16 protein-coding genes are annotated in these 18,578 nt (G+C 71.0%); 12 read left to right on the top strand and 4 right to left on the bottom strand.

The window, feature by feature from the left end; all coding sequences use genetic code 11:
• Positions 1-207: 207 nt before the first annotated feature.
• From yajC to ACZ6RT_RS27730, 5 genes are all read left to right on the top strand, one after another.
• A complete protein-coding gene (gene yajC, locus ACZ6RT_RS27750) occupies positions 208-588 on the top strand; it encodes a preprotein translocase subunit YajC (RefSeq protein ID WP_399196032.1) in 381 nt (126 codons plus the stop codon).
• Between the two features lie 84 nt (positions 589-672).
• On the top strand, positions 673-2,469 hold the full coding sequence (secD, locus tag ACZ6RT_RS27745) for a protein translocase subunit SecD (RefSeq protein ID WP_399196034.1): 1,797 nt from the start codon (positions 673-675) through the stop codon (positions 2,467-2,469).
• The gene (gene secF, locus ACZ6RT_RS27740; protein ID WP_470157035.1) at positions 2,466-3,563 is read left to right on the top strand and encodes a protein translocase subunit SecF; all 1,098 of its coding nucleotides are present in this window, start codon (positions 2,466-2,468) and stop codon (positions 3,561-3,563) included. The genes secD and secF overlap by 4 nt, the downstream gene beginning before the upstream one ends.
• A 191-nt stretch (positions 3,564-3,754) precedes the next feature.
• Entirely contained in the window at positions 3,755-4,273 is a 519-nt protein-coding gene (locus tag ACZ6RT_RS27735; protein ID WP_399196039.1) for an adenine phosphoribosyltransferase, read from the top strand.
• 239 nt (positions 4,274-4,512) lie between these two features.
• The gene (locus tag ACZ6RT_RS27730; protein ID WP_399196040.1) at positions 4,513-6,708 is read left to right on the top strand and encodes a RelA/SpoT family protein; all 2,196 of its coding nucleotides are present in this window, start codon (positions 4,513-4,515) and stop codon (positions 6,706-6,708) included.
• Between the two features lie 233 nt (positions 6,709-6,941).
• Here the strand turns inward: ACZ6RT_RS27730 and ACZ6RT_RS27725 are convergent, their stop codons facing one another.
• A complete protein-coding gene (locus tag ACZ6RT_RS27725) occupies positions 6,942-8,192 on the bottom strand; it encodes a DUF349 domain-containing protein (RefSeq protein ID WP_399196042.1) in 1,251 nt (416 codons plus the stop codon).
• Between the two features lie 38 nt (positions 8,193-8,230).
• Complete coding sequence (locus tag ACZ6RT_RS27720; RefSeq protein ID WP_399196044.1) at positions 8,231-9,094, bottom strand: peptidylprolyl isomerase; 864 nt, start codon at positions 9,092-9,094, stop codon at positions 8,231-8,233.
• Between the two features lie 147 nt (positions 9,095-9,241).
• Here ACZ6RT_RS27720 and ACZ6RT_RS27715 point away from each other — a divergent pair, with 147 nt between their 5' ends.
• From ACZ6RT_RS27715 to aspS, 3 genes are read left to right on the top strand one after another with little or no spacing between them, the layout of a single operon-like run.
• Positions 9,242-9,970: an MBL fold metallo-hydrolase gene (locus ACZ6RT_RS27715; protein ID WP_399196046.1), complete on the top strand. Its 729-nt coding sequence runs from the start codon at positions 9,242-9,244 to the stop codon at positions 9,968-9,970.
• A 2-nt stretch (positions 9,971-9,972) separates the two neighbouring features.
• On the top strand, positions 9,973-11,238 hold the full coding sequence (gene hisS / locus ACZ6RT_RS27710) for a histidine--tRNA ligase (RefSeq protein ID WP_470157034.1): 1,266 nt from the start codon (positions 9,973-9,975) through the stop codon (positions 11,236-11,238).
• The gene (gene aspS / locus ACZ6RT_RS27705) at positions 11,235-12,971 is read left to right on the top strand and encodes an aspartate--tRNA ligase (protein ID WP_399196050.1); all 1,737 of its coding nucleotides are present in this window, start codon (positions 11,235-11,237) and stop codon (positions 12,969-12,971) included. The genes hisS and aspS overlap by 4 nt, the downstream gene beginning before the upstream one ends.
• A gap of 147 nt (positions 12,972-13,118) precedes the next feature.
• On the opposite strand, the gene ACZ6RT_RS27700 is transcribed toward aspS, so the two are convergent.
• Positions 13,119-14,351, bottom strand: a complete 1,233-nt coding sequence (locus tag ACZ6RT_RS27700) for a cytochrome P450 family protein (RefSeq protein ID WP_470157033.1) — start codon at positions 14,349-14,351, stop codon at positions 13,119-13,121.
• 472 nt (positions 14,352-14,823) lie between these two features.
• Positions 14,824-15,705: a peptidylprolyl isomerase gene (locus ACZ6RT_RS27695; protein ID WP_470157032.1), complete on the bottom strand. Its 882-nt coding sequence runs from the start codon at positions 15,703-15,705 to the stop codon at positions 14,824-14,826.
• A 199-nt stretch (positions 15,706-15,904) separates the two neighbouring features.
• Here ACZ6RT_RS27695 and ACZ6RT_RS27690 point away from each other — a divergent pair, with 199 nt between their 5' ends.
• From ACZ6RT_RS27690 to ACZ6RT_RS27675, 4 genes are all read left to right on the top strand, one after another.
• Positions 15,905-16,366 carry a hypothetical protein gene (locus ACZ6RT_RS27690; protein WP_470157031.1) on the top strand — a complete coding sequence of 154 codons (462 nt, stop codon included), beginning with the start codon at positions 15,905-15,907 and terminating at the stop codon, positions 16,364-16,366.
• A gap of 30 nt (positions 16,367-16,396) precedes the next feature.
• Positions 16,397-17,707, top strand: coding sequence for a replication-associated recombination protein A (locus tag ACZ6RT_RS27685; RefSeq protein ID WP_399196058.1), 1,311 nt, complete (start codon positions 16,397-16,399; stop codon positions 17,705-17,707).
• Between the two features lie 215 nt (positions 17,708-17,922).
• Positions 17,923-18,315 carry a DUF948 domain-containing protein gene (locus tag ACZ6RT_RS27680; protein ID WP_362806802.1) on the top strand — a complete coding sequence of 131 codons (393 nt, stop codon included), beginning with the start codon at positions 17,923-17,925 and terminating at the stop codon, positions 18,313-18,315.
• Positions 18,312-18,578, top strand: coding sequence for a hypothetical protein (locus ACZ6RT_RS27675; protein ID WP_470157030.1), 267 nt, complete (start codon positions 18,312-18,314; stop codon positions 18,576-18,578). Before ACZ6RT_RS27680 ends, ACZ6RT_RS27675 begins: the two co-directional genes overlap by 4 nt.

Genomic DNA, 18,578 nt, shown 5'->3' with positions numbered 1-18,578 from the left:
ATGACAAGAGTATCGAAATGGGAACTTCCTCGTGCGCCGAAACGTGACCTCGTTGCCGCGCTCCTAACAGCTCGCCTAAACTCCTAGGCTTGGCCGGCTGTGTAGGCTGACGTGCTGAGTGGCGTGGCCGTACAAGACGTCCGGCTTCCGCCGGTCATTCTCAAGAGAGGGAGCGGCCCCGTGGGCGACAGCTATTCGAGTTTGATCATGATCGCTCTCATGGTCGTGGTGTTCTACTTCCTGCTCATCCGCCCGCAGCGCAAGCGGCAGCAGGAACAGGCCAAGATGCAGAACAGCCTCACCCCCGGCACCGGCGTGATGACCACGACGGGTCTCTTCGGGACCGTGGTGGCCATCGACGCCGACGACGTGATCCTGGAGATCGCCCCCGGAGTCGAGACCCGGTGGGTCAAGGCGGCGATCGGCCGTGTCCTGGTCCCCGTCGACGACGCGGAGGAGGACCTCAAGGCCGTCGACACCACGTACACCGCCGACCCGGCGACCCCGGCCACCCCGGTCGTCCAGGACGCGCCGAAGACCGCCGAGCAGCGGGGCGAGGACCAGGACTCGACGATCAGGAAACCGTGAGCAGGATCCCCATCAGTCCCCTATAGCCGAAAGAACTGACGACCAGTGGCCCGACCGACCAGCAGCCAGAGCAGACCGGGGCGCATGCTCCTGTTGCTCCTGGCGATCATTCTCGCCATGGGCGGGGCGATGCTCCTCAACAAGGCGTACACCCCCGAGTACGGCCTCGACCTCGCCGGCGGCACGACAGTGACGCTGTCGCCCATCACGCCGAACGGGACCGCTCCCACCGAGGAGAGCCTCGACCTCGCCGTGAACATCATCCGGGATCGGGTGAACGGCACCGGCATCTCCGACGCCGAGGTCGCCAAGTCCGGTGACAACATCGTCATCTCCGTCCCAGGCGCGGGCCAGGAGGAGGTCGTCAAGCTGGTCGGCACCACCGCGGAACTGAGGTTCCGCCAGGTGCTGGCGGTCGGGCCCGGCTCGCCCGCGCCCCCGGGACAGCTGTCCACCAAGGCGCCGACCCCGTCGCCGTCGCCCACGGCCTCGGGCAAGGGTGAAAAGGGCGACAAGGGCGACAAGAAGGCCGAGCCCGCGGAGTCCACGACCCCCAGGCCCGGCACGACCCCGAAGCCCGGCACGACCGCCGCGCCCGACACCGGCGCCACGCCGGCCGGTCGCGCCCTGTCGTCGGCGCTCACCGGCGCCACCCCGGCCCCCGCGACCTCTCCCTCGGCCGAGCCGAGCGGCAACGGGTCGGCCAAGCCGGAAGCGAGCCCCGGCGCCAGCGCCCCGCCCACCACCCAGCCGAGCACCATGCCCACCGCGCCCCAGGACCCGGCGGCGGGCATGGACACCACCGGCATCGACCCGGCGGCCCTGAAGCAGTTCGAGACGCTCGACTGCGCCAAGGACGCCGGCAAGGGAGCCCAGGACGCCCCGGACAAGCAGTACGTCGGCTGCAGCAGCGACGGCAGCGCCAAGTACATCCTGGAGAAGGCCGCCGTGACCGGCACCTCGATCGACTCCGCCTCCTCGGGCGTCGACCAGACCACCGGTGAGTGGCTCGTCCAGCTCTCCTTCAAGGGCCAGGGTCCCGACCAGTGGTCGAAGGTCACCACCACCGCCTTCAACTCGCAGGCCCCGCGCAACCAGGTCGCCATGGTCCTCGACGGCGTGGTCATCTCCGCCCCCGTCATCCAGGAGCCCATCACCGGCGGCCGGGCGCAGATCTCCGGCAGCTTCACCCAGGCGACCGCCGACGAGCTGGCCAACCAGCTCAAGTTCGGCGCGCTGCCGCTGAAGTTCGAGAAGAGCTCCATCGAGGAGGTCTCCTCCACGCTGGGCGCCGACCAGCTGCGCGGCGGTCTCATCGCGGGCGCGATCGGTCTGCTGCTGGTCGTGGTCTACTCGATGCTCTACTACCGGGGCCTCGGCATCGTCTCGGTGCTGAGCCTGCTCGTGGCCTCGCTCGTCACCTACCAGTCCGTGGTGCTGCTCGGCGCGCTGGCGGGCTTCCGCCTCTCGCTGCCGCACATCATCGGCCTGATCGTGTCGATCGGTATCACCGCGGACTCGTTCATCGTCTACTTCGAACGCATCCGTGACGAGATGAAGGAGGGCCGGCGCTCGCTGCGCGCGGCCGTCGAGGTCGCCTGGGTCCGCGCCCGGCGCACCATCCTCATCGCCGACGCCGTCATGTTCATCGCCGCCGTGGTGCTGTACTTCCTGGCGGTCGGCGGTGTGGCCGGGTTCGCCTTCGCGATGGGCCTGACCACCCTCATCGACATCGCGGTGGTGTTCATGTTCACCAAGCCGTTCATCGCGCTGCTGGCGAAGATGAAGTTCTTCGCCAGGGGGCACAAGCTCTCCGGCCTCGACGCCGAGCGCATGAGCGAGACCGCCCTCGCCCCCAAGACCGTTCCGCAGGAGGCATGATGTCCGGCATCGCGCGCCGGCTGTACCGGGGCGAGGTCAACGTCGACTTCGTCGGCCGCCAGAAGCTCTGGTACAGCCTCTCCGGCATCCTGCTGGCGATCTCCATCGCCGGTCTGCTCATCAACGGCCTCAACCTGGGCGTGGAGTTCAAGGGCGGCTCGGTCTTCTCGTTCAAGGCCCCGACCGCCACGATCGAGCAGGTCCGCGGCACGTTCGCCGAGTCCGGCGCCCACCAGGTCATCGCCCAGACGACCAACAACGGCTGGCGGGTCACCACCGAGAGCCTCCCGGCCGAGCAGGTCACCGCGGTGCAGAAGGCCGTGGCGAGCGAGTTCGGGCTCCGGCAGAACGACGTCACCCTGCAGGTGATCGGCGGCTCCTGGGGCGGCCAGGTGGCCAACAAGGCCATCATCGGACTGATCGTCTTCATGCTGGCGATCATTCTGTACCTGACGATGGCCTTCGAGTGGAAGATGGCGCTGGCCGCGGTCGTGGCACTGCTGCACGACCTGGTGATTACCGCCGGTGTCTACGCCTGGTCCGGGTTCGAGGTCACCCCGGCCACCCTGCTGGGCTTCCTGACGATCCTCGGGTACTCGCTCTACGACGCCGTCGTCGTGTTCGACATGATCAAGGAGGTCACCGCCAAGCTCGGCACGACCTCCAAGATGACCTACACCGAGGCCGCCAACAACGCGCTGAACCACACGCTGATCCGGTCGCTGAACACCACCCTGGTGGCGATCCTGCCGGTGGCGGCCATCCTGTTCATCGGCACCACGCTGTTCGGCGCCGGCACGCTGAAGGACCTGTCGCTCTCGCTGTTCGTCGGCATGATCGTCGGTACCTACTCCTCGCTCTGCGTGGCGACGCCGCTGCTGGTCACGCTGAAGGAGCGCGAGCCGCGCTACCAGGCGATCGCCCGCAGGCTCTCCTCGCACGGCACCTCCGGGACGAAGGCGGCGGCGCGTCAGCCGGTCACCGCCGGAGCCACGGGCGGCGGGGGCGGCGGGGGCGGCGGCACGACCGCCACAGCCCGTGGCGGGGCCACCCGCACGGCCACGCCGTCCGGCGACAAACGCAAGAAGAGGTAGCTCCGGGCAGTCAGCGCCTCCGCTCCCCGCGCAGGGAGCGGAGGCGTTCGTCTTCCCCCACCCGTCCGGCTCGCCCGGCCCGTCCCCCCGCCCTTTCTCCGTCGCCCTGTCGTCCCGCCCGTCGCGCTCGTACCGCCCGCCTCGCCCGCCGCCTTGCCGCCCCGTTCGCGCCCCGCCCCAGGAGTACCGTCATGACCGAGCTCAGCAGCCTGATCCTCGACCGCATCCGCGACGTGCCCGACTATCCGCAGCCCGGCGTGCTGTTCAAGGACATCACCCCGCTGCTGGCCGACCCGGTCGCGTTCGCCGCCGTGACCGACGAACTGGCCGGGATGTACGAGGTGGACAAGATCGTGGGAATCGAGGCGCGCGGCTTCATCCTGGCCGCCCCGGCCGCCCTCCGGGCGGGCGCGGGCTTCGTTCCGGTACGCAAGAAAGGCAAACTGCCCTCTGAGACGCTTGAGGAGTCCTACGATCTGGAGTACGGCTCCGCCGTCATCGAGGTCCACCGGGACGCGTTCGTCCCCGGAGAGCGGGTCCTGATCGTCGACGACGTGCTCGCCACCGGCGGCACGGCACGGGCGGCGGTGGAGCTGGTCCGCAGGGCGGGCGCCGATGTCGTCGCCCTCGCCGTGCTCATGGAGCTGGCCTTCCTCAGGGGGCGCGAGCGCCTGACCGACGTCGAGGTGCGCTCCTTGGTCGTCGTTTGACCCACCCGCGGGCGAATGCACACAACTCGGTCTGGATACACTGAAGAATCTGGACTCGAACGTAGGGAGTCTGAGTGCCCCGTGATGTGGTCGTCCCCGACACGACCGCCGGCGGCGGCGGTGGTCCCGAGACGACCGCCCCCGCAGGCGATGCCGGTTCTGCCATGTCCGGATCCGCCGAGGAGAAGCCGGCGGTAAGGCGAAGGCTCGCGCGTCTTGGGGGGCAGTGGGGTGGCGGCATGAACCCGGTTCTGGAGCCGCTGTTCCGTACGGTCCGTGCGACCCACCCCAAGGCGGACCTGAGGCTCATCGAGCGCGCCTACGACGTGGCCGCCCACCACCACCGCGACCAGAAGCGCAAGAGCGGCGACCCCTACATCACCCACCCCCTGGCGGTGGCGACGATCCTCGCCGAGCTGGGCACCGACGACGAGACGCTCTGCGCCGCGCTGCTGCACGACACCGTCGAGGACACCGCCTACGGCCTGGACGAGCTGCGCTCGGACTTCGGCGACAACATCGCGCTGCTGGTCGACGGCGTCACCAAGCTCGACAAGGTCAAGTTCGGCGACGCGGCCGAGGCCGAGACCGTGCGCAAGATGGTCGTGGCCATGTCCCGCGACATCCGGGTGCTGGTGATCAAGCTCGCCGACCGGCTGCACAACATGCGCACCATGCGCTACCTGCCCGAGCACAAGCGGCACCAGAAGTCCCGCGAGACGCTGGAGATCTTCGCGCCGCTCGCCCACCGGCTGGGCATGAACACCATCAAGTGGGAGCTGGAGGACCTCGCGTTCGCCATGCTCTACCCCAAGCGCTACGACGAGATCGCCCGCATGGTCTCCGAGCGCGCCCCCCGCAGGGACCTGTTCCTGCAGGAGGTCATCGAGAAGGTCTCCGGCGACCTGCGCGACGCCAAGATCCGCGCGACCGTCAAGGGCCGCCCCAAGCACTACTACTCCGTCTACCAGAAGATGATCGCCAGGGACGTCGCCTTCGACGACATCTACGACCTGGTGGGCATCCGGGTCCTGGTCGACACCGTCCGCGACTGCTACGCGGCGCTGGGAACGATTCACGCGCGATGGAACCCGGTGCCCGGCCGGTTCAAGGACTACATCGCGATGCCCAAGTTCAACATGTACCAGTCGCTGCACACCACGGTCATCGGCCCCGAGGGCAAGCCCGTCGAGCTGCAGATCCGTACCAACGGCATGCACCACAGGGCCGAGTACGGCGTGGCGGCGCACTGGAAGTACAAGGAGGACACGACCACCTCCGGTCCCGCGGGGTCGAAGCTGAAGCCCGCCAGCGACATGGCCTGGCTGCGCCAGCTGCTCGACTGGCAGAAGGAGACCGCCGACCCGGGCGAGTTCCTGGAGTCGCTCCGCTTCGACCTGTCGGTCTCCGAGGTGTACGTCTTCACGCCCCGGGGCCAGGTGATCGCGCTGCCCGAGAACGCGACGCCGGTCGACTTCGCCTACGCCGTGCACACCGAGGTCGGCCACCGCTGCATCGGCGCCCGGGTCAACGGCCGCCTGGTGCCCCTGGAGTCGCGGCTGGGAAACGGCGACACCGTGGAGATCTTCACCTCCAAGTCGCCCGACGCGGGACCCTCGCGCGACTGGCTGAAGTTCGTCAAGTCCGGCCGGGCCCGTAACAAGATTCGCCAGTGGTTCTCCAAGGAGCGCCGCGAGACCGCGATCGAGGCCGGCAAGGAGGCGATCGGCCGCGCCATGCGCAAGCAGGGCCTGCCGTTGCAGCGCCTGATGTCGGGAGAGTCCCTCCTGGCCCTGGCCAGGGACCTGCGCTACGCCGACGTCTCCGCGCTGTACGCGGCCGTCGGCGAGGGCCACGTCGCCGCGCAGACGGTCGTGCAGAAGCTCGTGACGTCCATCGGGGGAGTGGAGGGCGCCGAGGAGGACATCGCCGAGACCTCCGTGCCCACCAAGCTGCGCGGACGGCCGCGTGGCAGCGGCGGCGCCGGCGTGGTCGTCGCGGGCGACTCCGACGTCTGGGTACGCCTGTCGCGGTGCTGCACCCCGGTGCCGGGCGACGAGATCGTGGGCTTCGTCACCCGCGGGCACGGCGTGTCGGTGCACCGCACCAACTGCCCGAACATGGACCAGCTCACCTCCGAGCCCGACCGCCTGGTCGAGGTCGCCTGGTCCGCCGCGGACGACTCGGTCTTCCTGGTCGCCCTGCAGGTCGAGGCGCTGGACCGGCCCCGCCTGCTCTCCGACGTCACCCGCACGCTCTCCGACCAGCACGTCAACATCCTGTCCGCGTCGGTGACGACGTCCAGGGACAGGGTGGCGATCAGCAGGTTCACCTTCGAGATGGGCGACCCCAAGCACCTGGGGCACGTGCTGAAGGCGGTCCGCAACATCCAGGGCGTGTACGACGTCTACCGGGTCAGCGGAGCCGGCTCCTGAGAACACCCGCCTGACCGGCTCCGGAATGCCTCCCGCAAGGGGGCGGTCCACCGGGACGGGGGCCCGGCTCCCGCGGCGTCACGCCGGGAACGGTCTCCCGGAACGGACGTCCCGGTCTTCCCGCGGCCTCATGCCCGAACGGCCCCGCGGCGTCACGCCGGGAACGTAGGTCCCGGCTCCTCGGAAGGCTCCTCCGGCGCCACGCCCGCGGGACGCGGCGCCGGAGGGGTGGCTCAGGAGAACTCGGCGAGCGTGCGCTCGGCCTCCTCCAGCCAGGAACGGCGGGCGGCCAGGGCCTCCTCGGCGTCCTTGACGTCCTTGTCCTTACCGGCCTCCTGCGCCTTGGCCAGGCGGGCCTCCAGCTGGGCGATGGACTTGCGCAGCTGGTCGACCGTGTTCTGGGCGCGGGCGCGGGCCTCGGGGTTGGAGCGTTTCCACTCCGCCTCCTCGGCCTTGCGGACCGCTTCGTCGATCTTGCGCAGGCCGCCCTCCAGGCGGTCGCGCTGCTCGCGCGGGACCGCGCCGGCCGCCTCCCAGCGCTCCAGGAGACCCCGCAGGGCGCTCCGGGCCGCCCGGGCGTCGGTGACCGGGAGGATCTTCTCCGCCTCGGTCAGCAGCTGCTCCTTGATCTCGGCGTTGGCGGCCAGCGAGGCGTCGCGCTCGGCGAAGACGGCCGAACGCGCCTGGAAGAACCGGTCCTGGGCGCCCTTGAAGCGGCCCCAGAGCTCGTCCTCCACCTCGCGGGAGGCCCGGCCCGCGTTCTTCCACTGCTGCATCAGGTCGCGGTAGGCCGACGCGGTGGTCCCCCAGTCGGTGGACGAGGCCAGCTCCTCGGCCTCGGCCACGATGCGCTCCTTGGCCGAGCGCACGCCCTCGCGCTGCTCGTCCAGCCCGGCGAAGTAGGCCTTGCGCCGCTTGGCGAAGGCCGTGCGGGCCGCCGACAGGCGCTTCCACAGGGCCGCCTCGGTCACCCGGTCGATGCGCTCGGCGGCCTTCCACTCCTCGATCAGCTGGCGCAGCCGCTCACCCCCCGTCTTCCAGTGGGTGGTGTCCTCGGCGATCCGCTCGGCCTCGGCGACGATCCGCTCCTTGATGCCCTTGGCCTCCGCCCTGGCCACGTCACGGGCGGCCTTGACCTCCTCCCGGCGCCGGGCGACCAGCTCGGTGAGGGCGCCCAGGCGTGCCAGCAGCGCGTCCAGGTCACCGACCGCGTGCGCGTCGGTGATCGCCTCACGGAGCTTGACGATGGTCGCCTCGGCCTGGGCGGGCGGCAGGTCGGTGCCGCGGACCCGCTGCTCCAGCAGGGCGACCTGCCCGGCCAGCTCGTCGAACTTGCGACGGAAGTAGGCAAGGGCCTCCTCCGGTTCGCCGGCCTGCCAGGACCCGACGGCCCGTTCTCCCTCAGCCGTACGTACGTAGACGGTGCCGTCGTCGTCTACCCGGCCCCACGGGTCGGTGCTCACCGTGTCCTCCCGCACTTTCATCAGCCTTTCGGGACTTGCCGCCCCTTGTATGTATTACGTCAGCTCTTGCTGGACATTGTCACGTCTTTGATTTCGACGGTTTCCTTTGGTGCGCCGGTGCCGTCGGGTCCCGGGGTGATGACCCCCGCCTTGTTCACCTTGTCAAGGATTTCCAGGCCCTTGGTGACCGTACCGAACGGTGTGTAGTCCGGCGTCAGCGGGGCGTCGCCGTAGACGATGAAGAACTGGCTGCCGTTGGTGTCGGGACCGCTGTTGGCCATGGCCACGACGCCGCGGCTGTACTTGGCCCCCTCCAGGTTCTCGTTGACGAAGCGGTAGCCGGGGCCGCCCTGGCCGTCGGTCTGGCTCTTGCCGTCGGCCTTGGCCAGCGGGTCGCCGCACTGCAGCATGGGGAACTGGGCCGACCCCAGCCGGTGGCACTTGGAGCCGTTGAAGTACTTCTTCTTGGCCAGGAAGGCGAAGGAGTTGACCGTGCACGGCGTCTTGTCCGCCGACACCTCGATCACGATGTCGCCCTGGCTGGTCTTGAGGGTCATCTTCTTGGGGCTCTTGTCGACCTTCGCCGGGGGCAGGCCGACGTCCTTGACCGCGCCGCCGGGGGAGGCGGCGTAGCCACAGGTGCCCGCGGCCGGGTCGAACGCCGCGGGCTTGGCCTCCGCGGCCCCCGAGGCGGACGCCGACGCGCTGGCGGACGGGGCCGGGTCGGAGGTGGCGGTCGTGTCGGAGTCACCGCCCAGCAGGGTGGTCGCGGCGATCACACCTCCCACGGCCACCACGGCGGCCACGCTGGTGCCGATGATCGCGTTCCGCTTGCCCCTGGCCTCGCGTTCGAGACGCCGCTGCATCTGCCGCTCGTAGTGCTCGCGCGCCAACTGCTTCTGACGCTCCTTGCCGCCGCTCACCGCTTCGCCCTCCCGAGTGCCGAGTAGTACTTAATGAGGTGGGCGAATCGTATCGGCCAATGGGTAATGGTTCGCAGCCCGCCGACCCGCACCGGTACCCTTCGGTTACATTCCCATCCGCATTCTTGACGAGATCAGCTGAGGCAGATGCTCATCGCCGGCTTTCCCGCAGGGGCCTTCCAGACCAACTGCTACGTCGTCGCTCCCGCCGCGGGAGAGGAGTGCGTGGTCGTCGATCCCGGTCAGAACGCCGTCGGCGACCTCGACGACCTGCTGCGCGAGCACCGGCTCAAGCCGGTCGCGGTGCTGGTCACCCACGGGCACGTCGACCACATGTGGTCGGTCGCCCCGGTCTGCGGGGCGCGCGGCGTCCCGGCGTGGATCCACCCGGAGGACCGCGAGCTGCTCTCCGACCCGGGCCGCGGGCTGTCGCTGTCGACCCGGCAGCAGCTCTTCGGCGGGATGACCTTCACCGAGCCCGACGACGTGCGCGAGCTCGCCGACGGCGAGGTGCTGCGGCTGGCGGGGCTGGAGCTCACCGTCGACCACACCCCGGGCCATACCAGGGGGTCGGTGACGTTCAGGCTGCCCGCCGCCGAGGAGATCCCGGATGTGATGTTCTCGGGCGACCTGCTGTTCGCCGGCTCCATCGGCCGCACAGACCTTCCGGGCGGCGACTACCCGACCATCCTGCGCAGCCTGGCGGCCAAGTGCCTGCCGCTGCCGGAGGAGACGGTCGTGCTGCCCGGGCACGGACCACAGACCACCATCGGCCAAGAGCGTGCCACCAACCCCTACCTCGCGGAGGCGAAGAAGGCCGCGGGCGCAGGTCCCGCGGAGATCCGGCACGACGGCGGCCCCGGCAGGGGACTCTAGACATGACTTTGCAGGCGCCCAAGGGCACCTTCGACTGGCTTCCGCCGCGCTCAGAACGAGCGCTGCAGGTACGCGAGACACTGATCGCCCCCGCCCGCCGGGCGGGCTACGGCTACATCGAGACCCCGGTCTTCGAGGACACCGCGCTCTTCGTCCGGGGCGTGGGGGAGTCGACCGACATCGTCTCCAAGGAGATGTACACCTTCGAGGACAAGGGCGGGCGCTCCATCACGCTGCGCCCGGAGGGCACCGCCTCGGTGGTGCGGGCGGTGCTCCAGCACGGCCTGCACAACGGGCAGCTCCCGGTGAAGCTGTGGTACTCGGGCAGCCAGTTCCGCTACGAGCGGGCCCAGAAGGGCCGCTACCGTCACTTCTCGCAGGTCGGCGCCGAGGCGCTGGGCGCCGAGGACCCGGCGCTGGACGCCGAGCTGATCCTGCTGGCCGTCGACGGGTACGCCGGCCTGGGGCTCACCGGGGTCCGGCTGCTGGTCAACACGCTGGGCGACAAGGAGTGCCGCCCGGTCTACCGGGCCGCGCTCCAGGAGTTCCTGCGAGGCCTCGACCTCGACGAGCCCACCCGGCAGCGGATCGAGATCAACCCGTTGCGCGTCCTGGACGACAAGCGCCCCGACGTGCAGGCGCGGCTGGCCGGGGCGCCGCTGGTCGTCGACCACCTGTGCGAGGCGTGCAAGGCCTACCACGAGGAGGTCCGCTCGCTGCTGACCGCCTCCGGCGTCTCCTACACCGACGACCCCCGGCTGGTACGCGGCCTGGACTACTACACGCGCACCACGTTCGAGTTCGTCCACGACGGGCTCGGCGCGCAGTCCGCGGTCGGCGGCGGGGGACGCTACGACGGGCTGAGCGAGATGCTCGGCGGCCCGGCCCTGCCCAGCGTCGGCTGGGCGCTCGGCGTCGACCGCACGGTCCTGGCCATGGAGGCCGAGGGGCTGCTCGGGGGCGAGAGCGCCGAGGCGCGCGTCCAGGTGTACGGTGTGCCGCTGGGCGAGGAGGCGCGCCGCCGGATGTTCCTTCTCGTCACCGAGCTGCGCCGGGCCGGTCTGGCCGCCGACATGGCGTTCGGCGGCAAGGGCGTCAAGGGCGCCATGAAGGGCGCGGACCGCTCCGGGGCGAGCCACGCGGTGATCCTCGGTGAGCGGGACATCGCCGAGGGGGTCGCGCAGGTCAAGGACCTGGTCAGCGGGGACCAGGCCGCCGTGCCGCTCGCCGAGATCGTCACCATGCTGAAGGAGAGACTGGACAAATGATCCGCACGCACGAAGCGGGATCACTGCGCGAGGAGCACGCCGGGCAGCCGGTGACGCTCGCCGGATGGGTGGCGCGACGCCGCGACCACGGCGGCGTGGTCTTCATCGACCTGCGGGACGCCTCCGGCTCCGCGCAGGTGGTCTTCCGCGAGGAGGACGACGCCCACGGCCTGCGCGCCGAGTACTGCGTCAAGGTCGTCGGCGAGGTGCGGGTCCGCCCCGAGGGCAACGAGAACCCCGACCTGGCCACCGGCCGGATCGAGGTCGTCGCCTCCGAGGTCGAGGTGCTCAGCGAGTCGGCGCCGCTGCCGTTCCCCATCGAGGGCGGCTCCGGCGTCTCGGAGGAGGCCCGGCTCAAGTACCGCTACCTCGACATCCGCCGCCCGCAGGTCGCGCACGCCATGCGCATCCGCTCCCGGGCGACGTACCTCGCCCACGAGGTGATGAACGAGCACGGGTTCACCTACGTGGAGACCCCGACGCTGACCCGCTCCACCCCGGAGGGCGCCCGCGACTTCCTGGTCCCGGTCCGCCTGCAGCCCGGCAGCTGGTACGCCCTGCCCCAGTCGCCGCAGCTGTTCAAGCAGCTGCTGCAGGTGGCCGGTCTGGAGCGCTACTACCAGCTCGCCAAGTGCTACCGCGACGAGGACCTGCGCGCCGACCGGCAGCCGGAGTTCACCCAGATCGACGTCGAGATGTCGTTCGTGGACCAGGACGACGTCATCGCCCTGGGCGAGGCGCTGATCGGGCGCATCTGGAAGGAGACCGTCGGTCACGACCTGCCGGTGCCGCTGCCCCGGATGACCTACCACGACGCCATGGCCCGCTACGGCTCGGACAAGCCCGACCTGCGCTTCGGCCAGGAGCTCGTGGAGATGACGCGCTTCTTCGCCGACACCACCTTCCGGGTCTTCCAGGCCCCGTACGTGGGCGCCGTGGTCATGCCGGGCGGCGCCTCGCAGACCCGCAAGGAGCTCGACGGCTGGCAGGAGTGGGCCAGGTCGCGCGGGGCCAAGGGGCTGGCGTACGTCCTGGTGGGCGAGGACGGCACGCTGGGCGGCCCGGTCGCCAAGAACCTGTCGGAGACCGAGGCGGCCGGCCTGGCCGCCGAGGTGGGCGCCGCGCCCGGTGACGCGATCTTCTTCGCGGCCGGCGCCCCCTCCGCCTCCCGCGACCTGCTCGGCGCGGCCCGCCTGGAGATCGGCCGCCGCTGCGGCCTGATCGACGAGTCCGCGTGGAACTTCCTGTGGATCGTCGACGCCCCCATGTTCGAGGAGGACGGCGAGGGCGGCTGGACCGCGGTCCACCACCCCTTCACCGGCCCCAAGCCCGAGTGGGCCGACACCTTCCAGGACCGTCCGGGCGAGGCCCTGGCCTACGCCTACGACATGGTCTGCAACGGCATGGAGATCGGCGGCGGCTCGATCCGTATCCACCGCGCCGAGATGCAGCAGCGCGTCTTCGACGTGCTCGGCATCTCCAAGGAGGAGGCGGAGAACAAGTTCGGCTTCCTGCTGGAGGCGTTCACCTACGGCCCGCCGCCGCACGGCGGCATCGCCTACGGCTGGGACCGGATCTGCATGCTGCTCGCGGGCGGCGACTCCATCCGCGACGTCATCGCCTTCCCCAAGACGGCCTCCGGCTTCGACCCGCTGACCGGCGCGCCGACCCCGATCACGGCCGCGCAGCGCAAGGAGGCCGGCGTCGACGGCAGGCCCAAGACCGGCGCCTGACCCGGCACGATCCGGCGCCTGTCGTCCCGGCGGCTTCCGGGGCCCGGCCCGTCCCCTCGCGGGCCGGGCCGGGCCCCGCGCGTTCTCCCAGGTCTCCCGCGGCCGGGGCCCCCGCCACCGGGGTTCACGCGGCCGGGCTTCACATGCTCAGAAGGAGACCGGCAGGCTCCGCAGACCGCGGATGATCGTGCCGTTACCGCGCCAGGAGAGCTCGGAGGGCGGGCACGCGAGCCTGAGGCCGGGCAGCCGGCGCAGCAGCGTCTCGAAGGCGATCCGGCCCTCCAGGCGGGCCAGGTGCGCGCCCAGGCAGAAGTGGATGCCGTGCCCGAAGGCCAGATGGTGGTTGTCGCCGCGGGTGATGTCGAGGACGTCGGGGTCGCCGAAGGCCCGCGGGTCCCGGTCGGCCGCCCCGAGGGCGACGTGCACCACGGAGCCCCGCGGGACGGTCACGCCGCCGATCTCCATGTCCTCGGCGGCGAAACGCAGGGTGGCCCGCTCGACCGGGCCCTCGTAGCGCAGGAACTCCTCGATCGCCGAGGGCAGCAGCTCGGGCCGCTCCCGCAGCAGCCGCAGCTGCCCGGGATGGGTCAGCAGGGCCAGCGTGCCGTTGCCGATCAGGTTGACCGTGGTCTCGTGCCCGGCGATGAGCAGCAGCGTGAGCGCGGCGATCAGCTCCGGCTCGCTGAGCAGTTCGCGCTCGTCGCGGGCGGAGACCAGCGCGCTGACCATGTCGTCCCGGGGCTCGGCCCGGCGCGCGGCGATGATCCCGGCGAAGTAGGCGCGGATGTCCTGGTTCGCCGCGACCCGGCGCCGGGCGTCCTCCTCGGTCAGGGTCGCGCTGACCAGCGTGGTGGACCACGCGCGGAAGTCGTCGCGGTCCTCGGCCGGGATGCCCAGCAGCTCGCAGATCACCACGATGGGCAGCGGGAAGGCGTACTCGTCGAGCAGGTCGGCGTGTCCCCTGCCCGCCATGTCGTCGACGAGCCCGTCGGCGATCTCCTGGATCCGGGGTCGCAGGCTCTCGACACGGCGGGGGGTGAAGGCCCGGGAGAGCAGGCGGCGCAGCCGGGTGTGGTCCGGCGGGTCGGAGTTGAGCAGGTTCCTGTCGAGCAGCGGGCTGCTCGTGGCCGTGTCGCCGGTGTCGCCGGTGTCGCCGCGCCGCTGGGGCGAGGCGGCGCCGTGCCTGAAGTCCTTGGCCAGCCTGGGGTCGGCGAGCGCGGCGCGGCCGTGCTCGTAGTCAACGATCAGGAAGTCGTCCCTGCCGGTGTGGGACCGCACGGCGTGCACGGGCCCCTTCTCGCGGAGCGCGGCGTAGGTCGCGTAGGGGTTCCGGCCGAACTCGGGATCGAACACGAACTCGCCGCTCAGTCGCTCCGCCATCGGGTGCTCCCTCGTGAGGTGGACGGGATCCGTTTCGAGTCTGGCCGCGGGAGGGAGGGCACCGGGCGACTGTGACGGGGATCACGGCCTTTCGGTGATCACGATTTTCTCAGGTTCACGACCCGGGCGTCCCGGTGGACCCCGCATGACCCCTCAGGCCGCCCAGAACGCCCCGGGCTCCCCGGACGCGCCTCGCGGCCCCACTGTGCCCGGCGGACCCCACCCGTGCCGTACGGACGCTCTGAGCGCTCCGTACCGGGGGCCGGGTCCCGCTCCGCGGCCGGGTTCGAGGGCGCGAGCCGCCGGCATGACGACGCACCGGCATGACGACGCGACGGTATGACGACACGACGAGGGAGGTGGTGACGCGAGAACGCCCCGGGCCGGCCTTCCGGCCTCCGGGGCGTCCATGGTGTCCGTGATGCGCGGGACGGAGGTCCGTCCCGGTGGCGGCGCGTCGCCGCACGGCGCGCTAGGAGAGCTTCACGTCCTTGATGATCACCGGCAGCTTGGGGGCGGTGGAGCCGCCGTCGCCGGTGATGTCGTCGGGGTTCTGGATCCACCCGCCCGTGTAGATCTTCTCCAGGACGTCCATGCCCTCGGTGACGACGCCGAAGGGCGTGTAGGCCTTCTCCACCTGGTTGGTGTCGTCGGCCAGTGAGATCCAGAACTGGCTGCCGTTCTGGTTGACGGCGTCGGGGGCCTGGGCCACGGCGACCACGCCCTTGGGGTACGCGGCCCCTTCCATGTTCTCGTTGTCGTAGACGTAGCCCGCGCTGCCCTGGCCGTCGGTGGGGTTCTTGCCGTCGGCCTTGGCCTGCGGGTCGCCGCACTGCAGCAGGCCCACCCCGGAGTTCTCGGGGGTGGCCAGGCGGTGGCACTTGATGCCGTCGAAGAAGTTCTTCTTGGCCAGGAAGGCGAAGGAGTTGACCGTGCACGGCGCCTGCGGGGTCGCCAGCTTGATCGTGACGTCACCGTGGTTGGTGGTGATCGTCATGGTCTTGAGCTTCAGGTTGGGCTTCTTCGGCGGCATGCCCACGTACTTCATCGGGCTGCCGCTGGTGTCCTTGCGATAGGAGCAGCGCGTGCCGGCCGGCGCGGCCGACGTGGTGATGCTGGGCGTCACCGCGGGGGTGTTCGACGGGCTCGGCGAACTCGTGGCGGCGACCGGCTTGCTCTCGTCGTCATCGCCTCCCAGGAGGGTCACGCCGGCCACCAGCCCGCCGGCGACGACGAGCGCGGCGACCGTTCCGATGACGGCGTTCCGCTTCGACGTGCTCGTCTGCTCAGCACGCTTCGCCTGCCGCTCCCTGTGTTCCCGAGCCAGCCGGCTCTGGCGGTCCTCGGCGCTCACCGCTATGTCCTCCAGGATTGCTGTTGCATGATGTCTGACTGGCCGAAAGAGTACCGGCCTCGACGTGTGCTGCACGTAAGTGATGAAATTCGTCCATTGGTGCCACAGGGGAGAAAGTTGAATCTTCACGCTCCCCATAACCGGCCCATGGTGGGATTCGCGTCAATCGATGATGAACCACGCACCACCGGAGCACCCTATGTTCGACGAGATCCTCGGCCTGCCCCAGCACCCACTGATCGTCCACGCCGCCGTGATCCTCACGCCGCTGCTGGCGGTGCTCGCCACCGTGTACGCGCTGGCGCCGCGCACCCGGCCGGTGCTCACCTGGGCGGTGGCCGGGCTCGCCCCGATCGTGCCGGTGAGCGTGTTCGCGGCCAAGCAGAGCGGTGACGCCCTGAACGAGGGCCGTTTCTCCTCCGCGAGCGGAGAGCTCGGGGAGCGCATCACCGAGCACGCCGGTTTCGGCACCCCCCTGCTGCTGGTCGCCCTCGGCCTGGGGATCGCGTCCGCGGCCCTGGTCTACGTCTGCCGCGGCGACCGGTTCGGGCGTCCGCTCGTGACGGTGGTCTCGGTACTGACCGTGATCCTGGCGGTGGTGGCCCTGTACTACGTGGTCCGGGCCGGGCACAGCGGCGCCGTCGCCGTCTGGGGGAGCTGAGGCCCGCCGGGCGGCGGTACTGTCTCAGGCGTGGACAGCCTGTTCGACGCGGCGGCCGAGGAGGCGCACCGCGGCCAGGAGCCCCTGGCGGTACGGATGCGCCCCCGGGGCCTGGACGAGGTGATCGGCCAGCGGCACCTGCTGGGCCCCGGCACGCCGCTGCGCCGCCTGGTCGAGGCCGAGGCGCCGATGTCGCTGTTCCTGTGGGGCCCGCCGGGCACCGGCAAGACCACCCTGGCCTACGTGGTGGCCGGCGTCACCAAGCGGCGCTTCGTCGAGGTGTCGGCGGTGTCGGCCGGGGTCAAGGAGGTCCGCGCGGCCATCGAGCAGGCCCGCCGCGACCTGGGCATGTCCGGCCGCCAGACCGTCCTTTTCGTCGACGAGGTGCACCGTTTCAACAAGGCGCAGCAGGACGCCCTGCTGCCCGCGGTGGAGAACCGCTGGGTCACCTTCATCGGCGCCACCACCGAGAACCCGTTCTTCTCCGTCATCTCGCCGCTGCTGTCGCGCTCGCTGCTGCTGACCCTGCAGGCGCTGACGGAGGACGACATCCGCGCGGTCCTGGAGCGCGCCGTCGCCGACCCGCGCGGCCTGGACGGGAGGGTACGCCTGGCGCCCGAGGCCGCCGAGCACCTGGTCCGGCTGGCCGGGGGCGACGCCCGCAGGTCGCTCACCTACCTGGAGGCCGCCGCGCTGATCGCCGACGGCGAGGTCACGGTCGAGGTGGTGGAACGGGCGGTGGACAAGGCCGCCGTCCGCTACGACCGCCAGGGCGACCAGCACTACGACGTGATCAGCGGCTTCATCAAGAGCATGCGGGGCTCCGACGCCGACGCCGCGCTGCACTACCTGGCCCGGATGATCGAGGCGGGGGAGGACCCCCGGTTCATCGCCCGCAGGATCGTCATCTTCGCCTCCGAGGACGTGGGCATGGCCGACCCCACCTGCCTGCAGATCGCGGTGGCCGCGGCCCAGGCGGTGGAGCTCATCGGCATGCCCGAGGGGCGGCTCAACCTGGCCCAGGCCGTCATCCACTGCGCGCTCGCCCCCAAGTCCAACGCGGTGATCAGCGCCATCGGCGAGGCCTCGGCGGACGTGCGGCGCGGCGCCATCGGGCACGTCCCGGCGCACCTGCGCGACTCCCACTACGCCGGGGCCGGGAAGCTCGGGCACGGTGAGGGCTACCGCTACCCCCACGACTTCGAGCACGGGCTGGTCCGGCAGGAGTACGCGCCCGAGGAGCTGCGGGACCGGCGCTACTACAAGCCCACCCGGCACGGCGCCGAGGCGGCCTTCGCCGACCGGTGGTCCAGGATCCGCGCCTTCCTGCGCGGGGAGTGACCCGCCCGCACCGCGCCCGTTCCTTGCCCGTCCCTTGCCCGGCCCGCGTACGGTCCCGCGCGTCCGTCCCCGCGCGCCCAGGACCCGCGCCGCGCCGCCGTGCCCGGCGCGTCCGGTGACGTGCGGTGAGCGGAGAGCGGTGACCTCGGGCACGATAGGGTTTTGCCATTCCACCCGACCACGGCCGGGGTCACCTATGAGGGGACGGGTCCGCAATGCTCACCGCAGGAGAGGTCGCCGGGCTGATCGCCGCGATGGCCTGGGCGATCCTGGTCTGCTTCATGGCCGTCGCCCTGGTCCGGCTGATCCGGCTGCTGACCGAGACCACCAAGATGGTCTCCCAGCTGGGCGACCGGGTCGTGCCGCTGCTGGAGGACGTCTCGGCGGCCGTCGGCGAGACCAACCGGCAGCTGGTGGCCCTGGAGGCCATCACCAAGGACGTCAAGCAGGTCAGCGGGCACGTCGCCCGGGTCAGCGACGTCACCCAGAACCTCGTCACCGGGCCGATGATCAAGGTCGCGGCGTTCACCCACGGCCTGCGCCGGGCGCTGGGCGCCCGCCGTCGCCCGGTGGCCGCCCGGCCGGCGCTGGAGAGGCGGCGGCGATGATCCGCAGGCTGTTCTACATGGGCCTGGGCGCGTTCGGCGCCGTGTGGGTCATGCGCAGGCTGCAGGCGCTGCACCCCGACCACCTGGCCCGCCGGGCCGTGCACGGTGCCGCCGGCGCGCTGGAGCAGGTGCGCGAGCTCGCCGGTGAGACCCGGCGTGGCGCGGCCGAGCGGGAAACAGAGTTGCGATCGCGGTTCGGACTCGACACCGTGGAGAGCGCCGTGGAAAACCCCTATCACACCGACGTAAAGGATGGCCGCTGA

The sequence above is a fragment of the Streptosporangium sp. NPDC050148 genome, from assembly GCF_055586505.1.
This window is presented reverse-complemented; position numbering and strand designations above follow the sequence as displayed.

What these genes read in the sequence shown, in the direction of transcription:
- ACZ6RT_RS27730 (WP_399196040.1), top strand. Translation starts at nt 4,513, where the DNA reads ATGAACCCGGTTCTGGAGCCGCTGTTCCGTACGGTCCGTGCGACCCAC.
- ACZ6RT_RS27715 (WP_399196046.1), top strand. Translation starts at nt 9,242, where the DNA reads ATGCTCATCGCCGGCTTTCCCGCAGGGGCCTTCCAGACCAACTGCTAC.
- ACZ6RT_RS27700 (WP_470157033.1), bottom strand. Translation starts at nt 14,351, where the DNA reads ATGGCGGAGCGACTGAGCGGCGAGTTCGTGTTCGATCCCGAGTTCGGC.
- secF (WP_470157035.1), top strand. Translation starts at nt 2,466, where the DNA reads ATGATGTCCGGCATCGCGCGCCGGCTGTACCGGGGCGAGGTCAACGTC.
- aspS (WP_399196050.1), top strand. Translation starts at nt 11,235, where the DNA reads ATGATCCGCACGCACGAAGCGGGATCACTGCGCGAGGAGCACGCCGGG.
- hisS (WP_470157034.1), top strand. Translation starts at nt 9,973, where the DNA reads ATGACTTTGCAGGCGCCCAAGGGCACCTTCGACTGGCTTCCGCCGCGC.
- ACZ6RT_RS27675 (WP_470157030.1), top strand. Translation starts at nt 18,312, where the DNA reads ATGATCCGCAGGCTGTTCTACATGGGCCTGGGCGCGTTCGGCGCCGTG.
- ACZ6RT_RS27725 (WP_399196042.1), bottom strand. Translation starts at nt 8,192, where the DNA reads ATGAAAGTGCGGGAGGACACGGTGAGCACCGACCCGTGGGGCCGGGTA.
- ACZ6RT_RS27735 (WP_399196039.1), top strand. Translation starts at nt 3,755, where the DNA reads ATGACCGAGCTCAGCAGCCTGATCCTCGACCGCATCCGCGACGTGCCC.
- ACZ6RT_RS27690 (WP_470157031.1), top strand. Translation starts at nt 15,905, where the DNA reads ATGTTCGACGAGATCCTCGGCCTGCCCCAGCACCCACTGATCGTCCAC.
- secD (WP_399196034.1), top strand. Translation starts at nt 673, where the DNA reads ATGCTCCTGTTGCTCCTGGCGATCATTCTCGCCATGGGCGGGGCGATG.
- ACZ6RT_RS27680 (WP_362806802.1), top strand. Translation starts at nt 17,923, where the DNA reads ATGCTCACCGCAGGAGAGGTCGCCGGGCTGATCGCCGCGATGGCCTGG.
- yajC (WP_399196032.1), top strand. Translation starts at nt 208, where the DNA reads ATGATCGCTCTCATGGTCGTGGTGTTCTACTTCCTGCTCATCCGCCCG.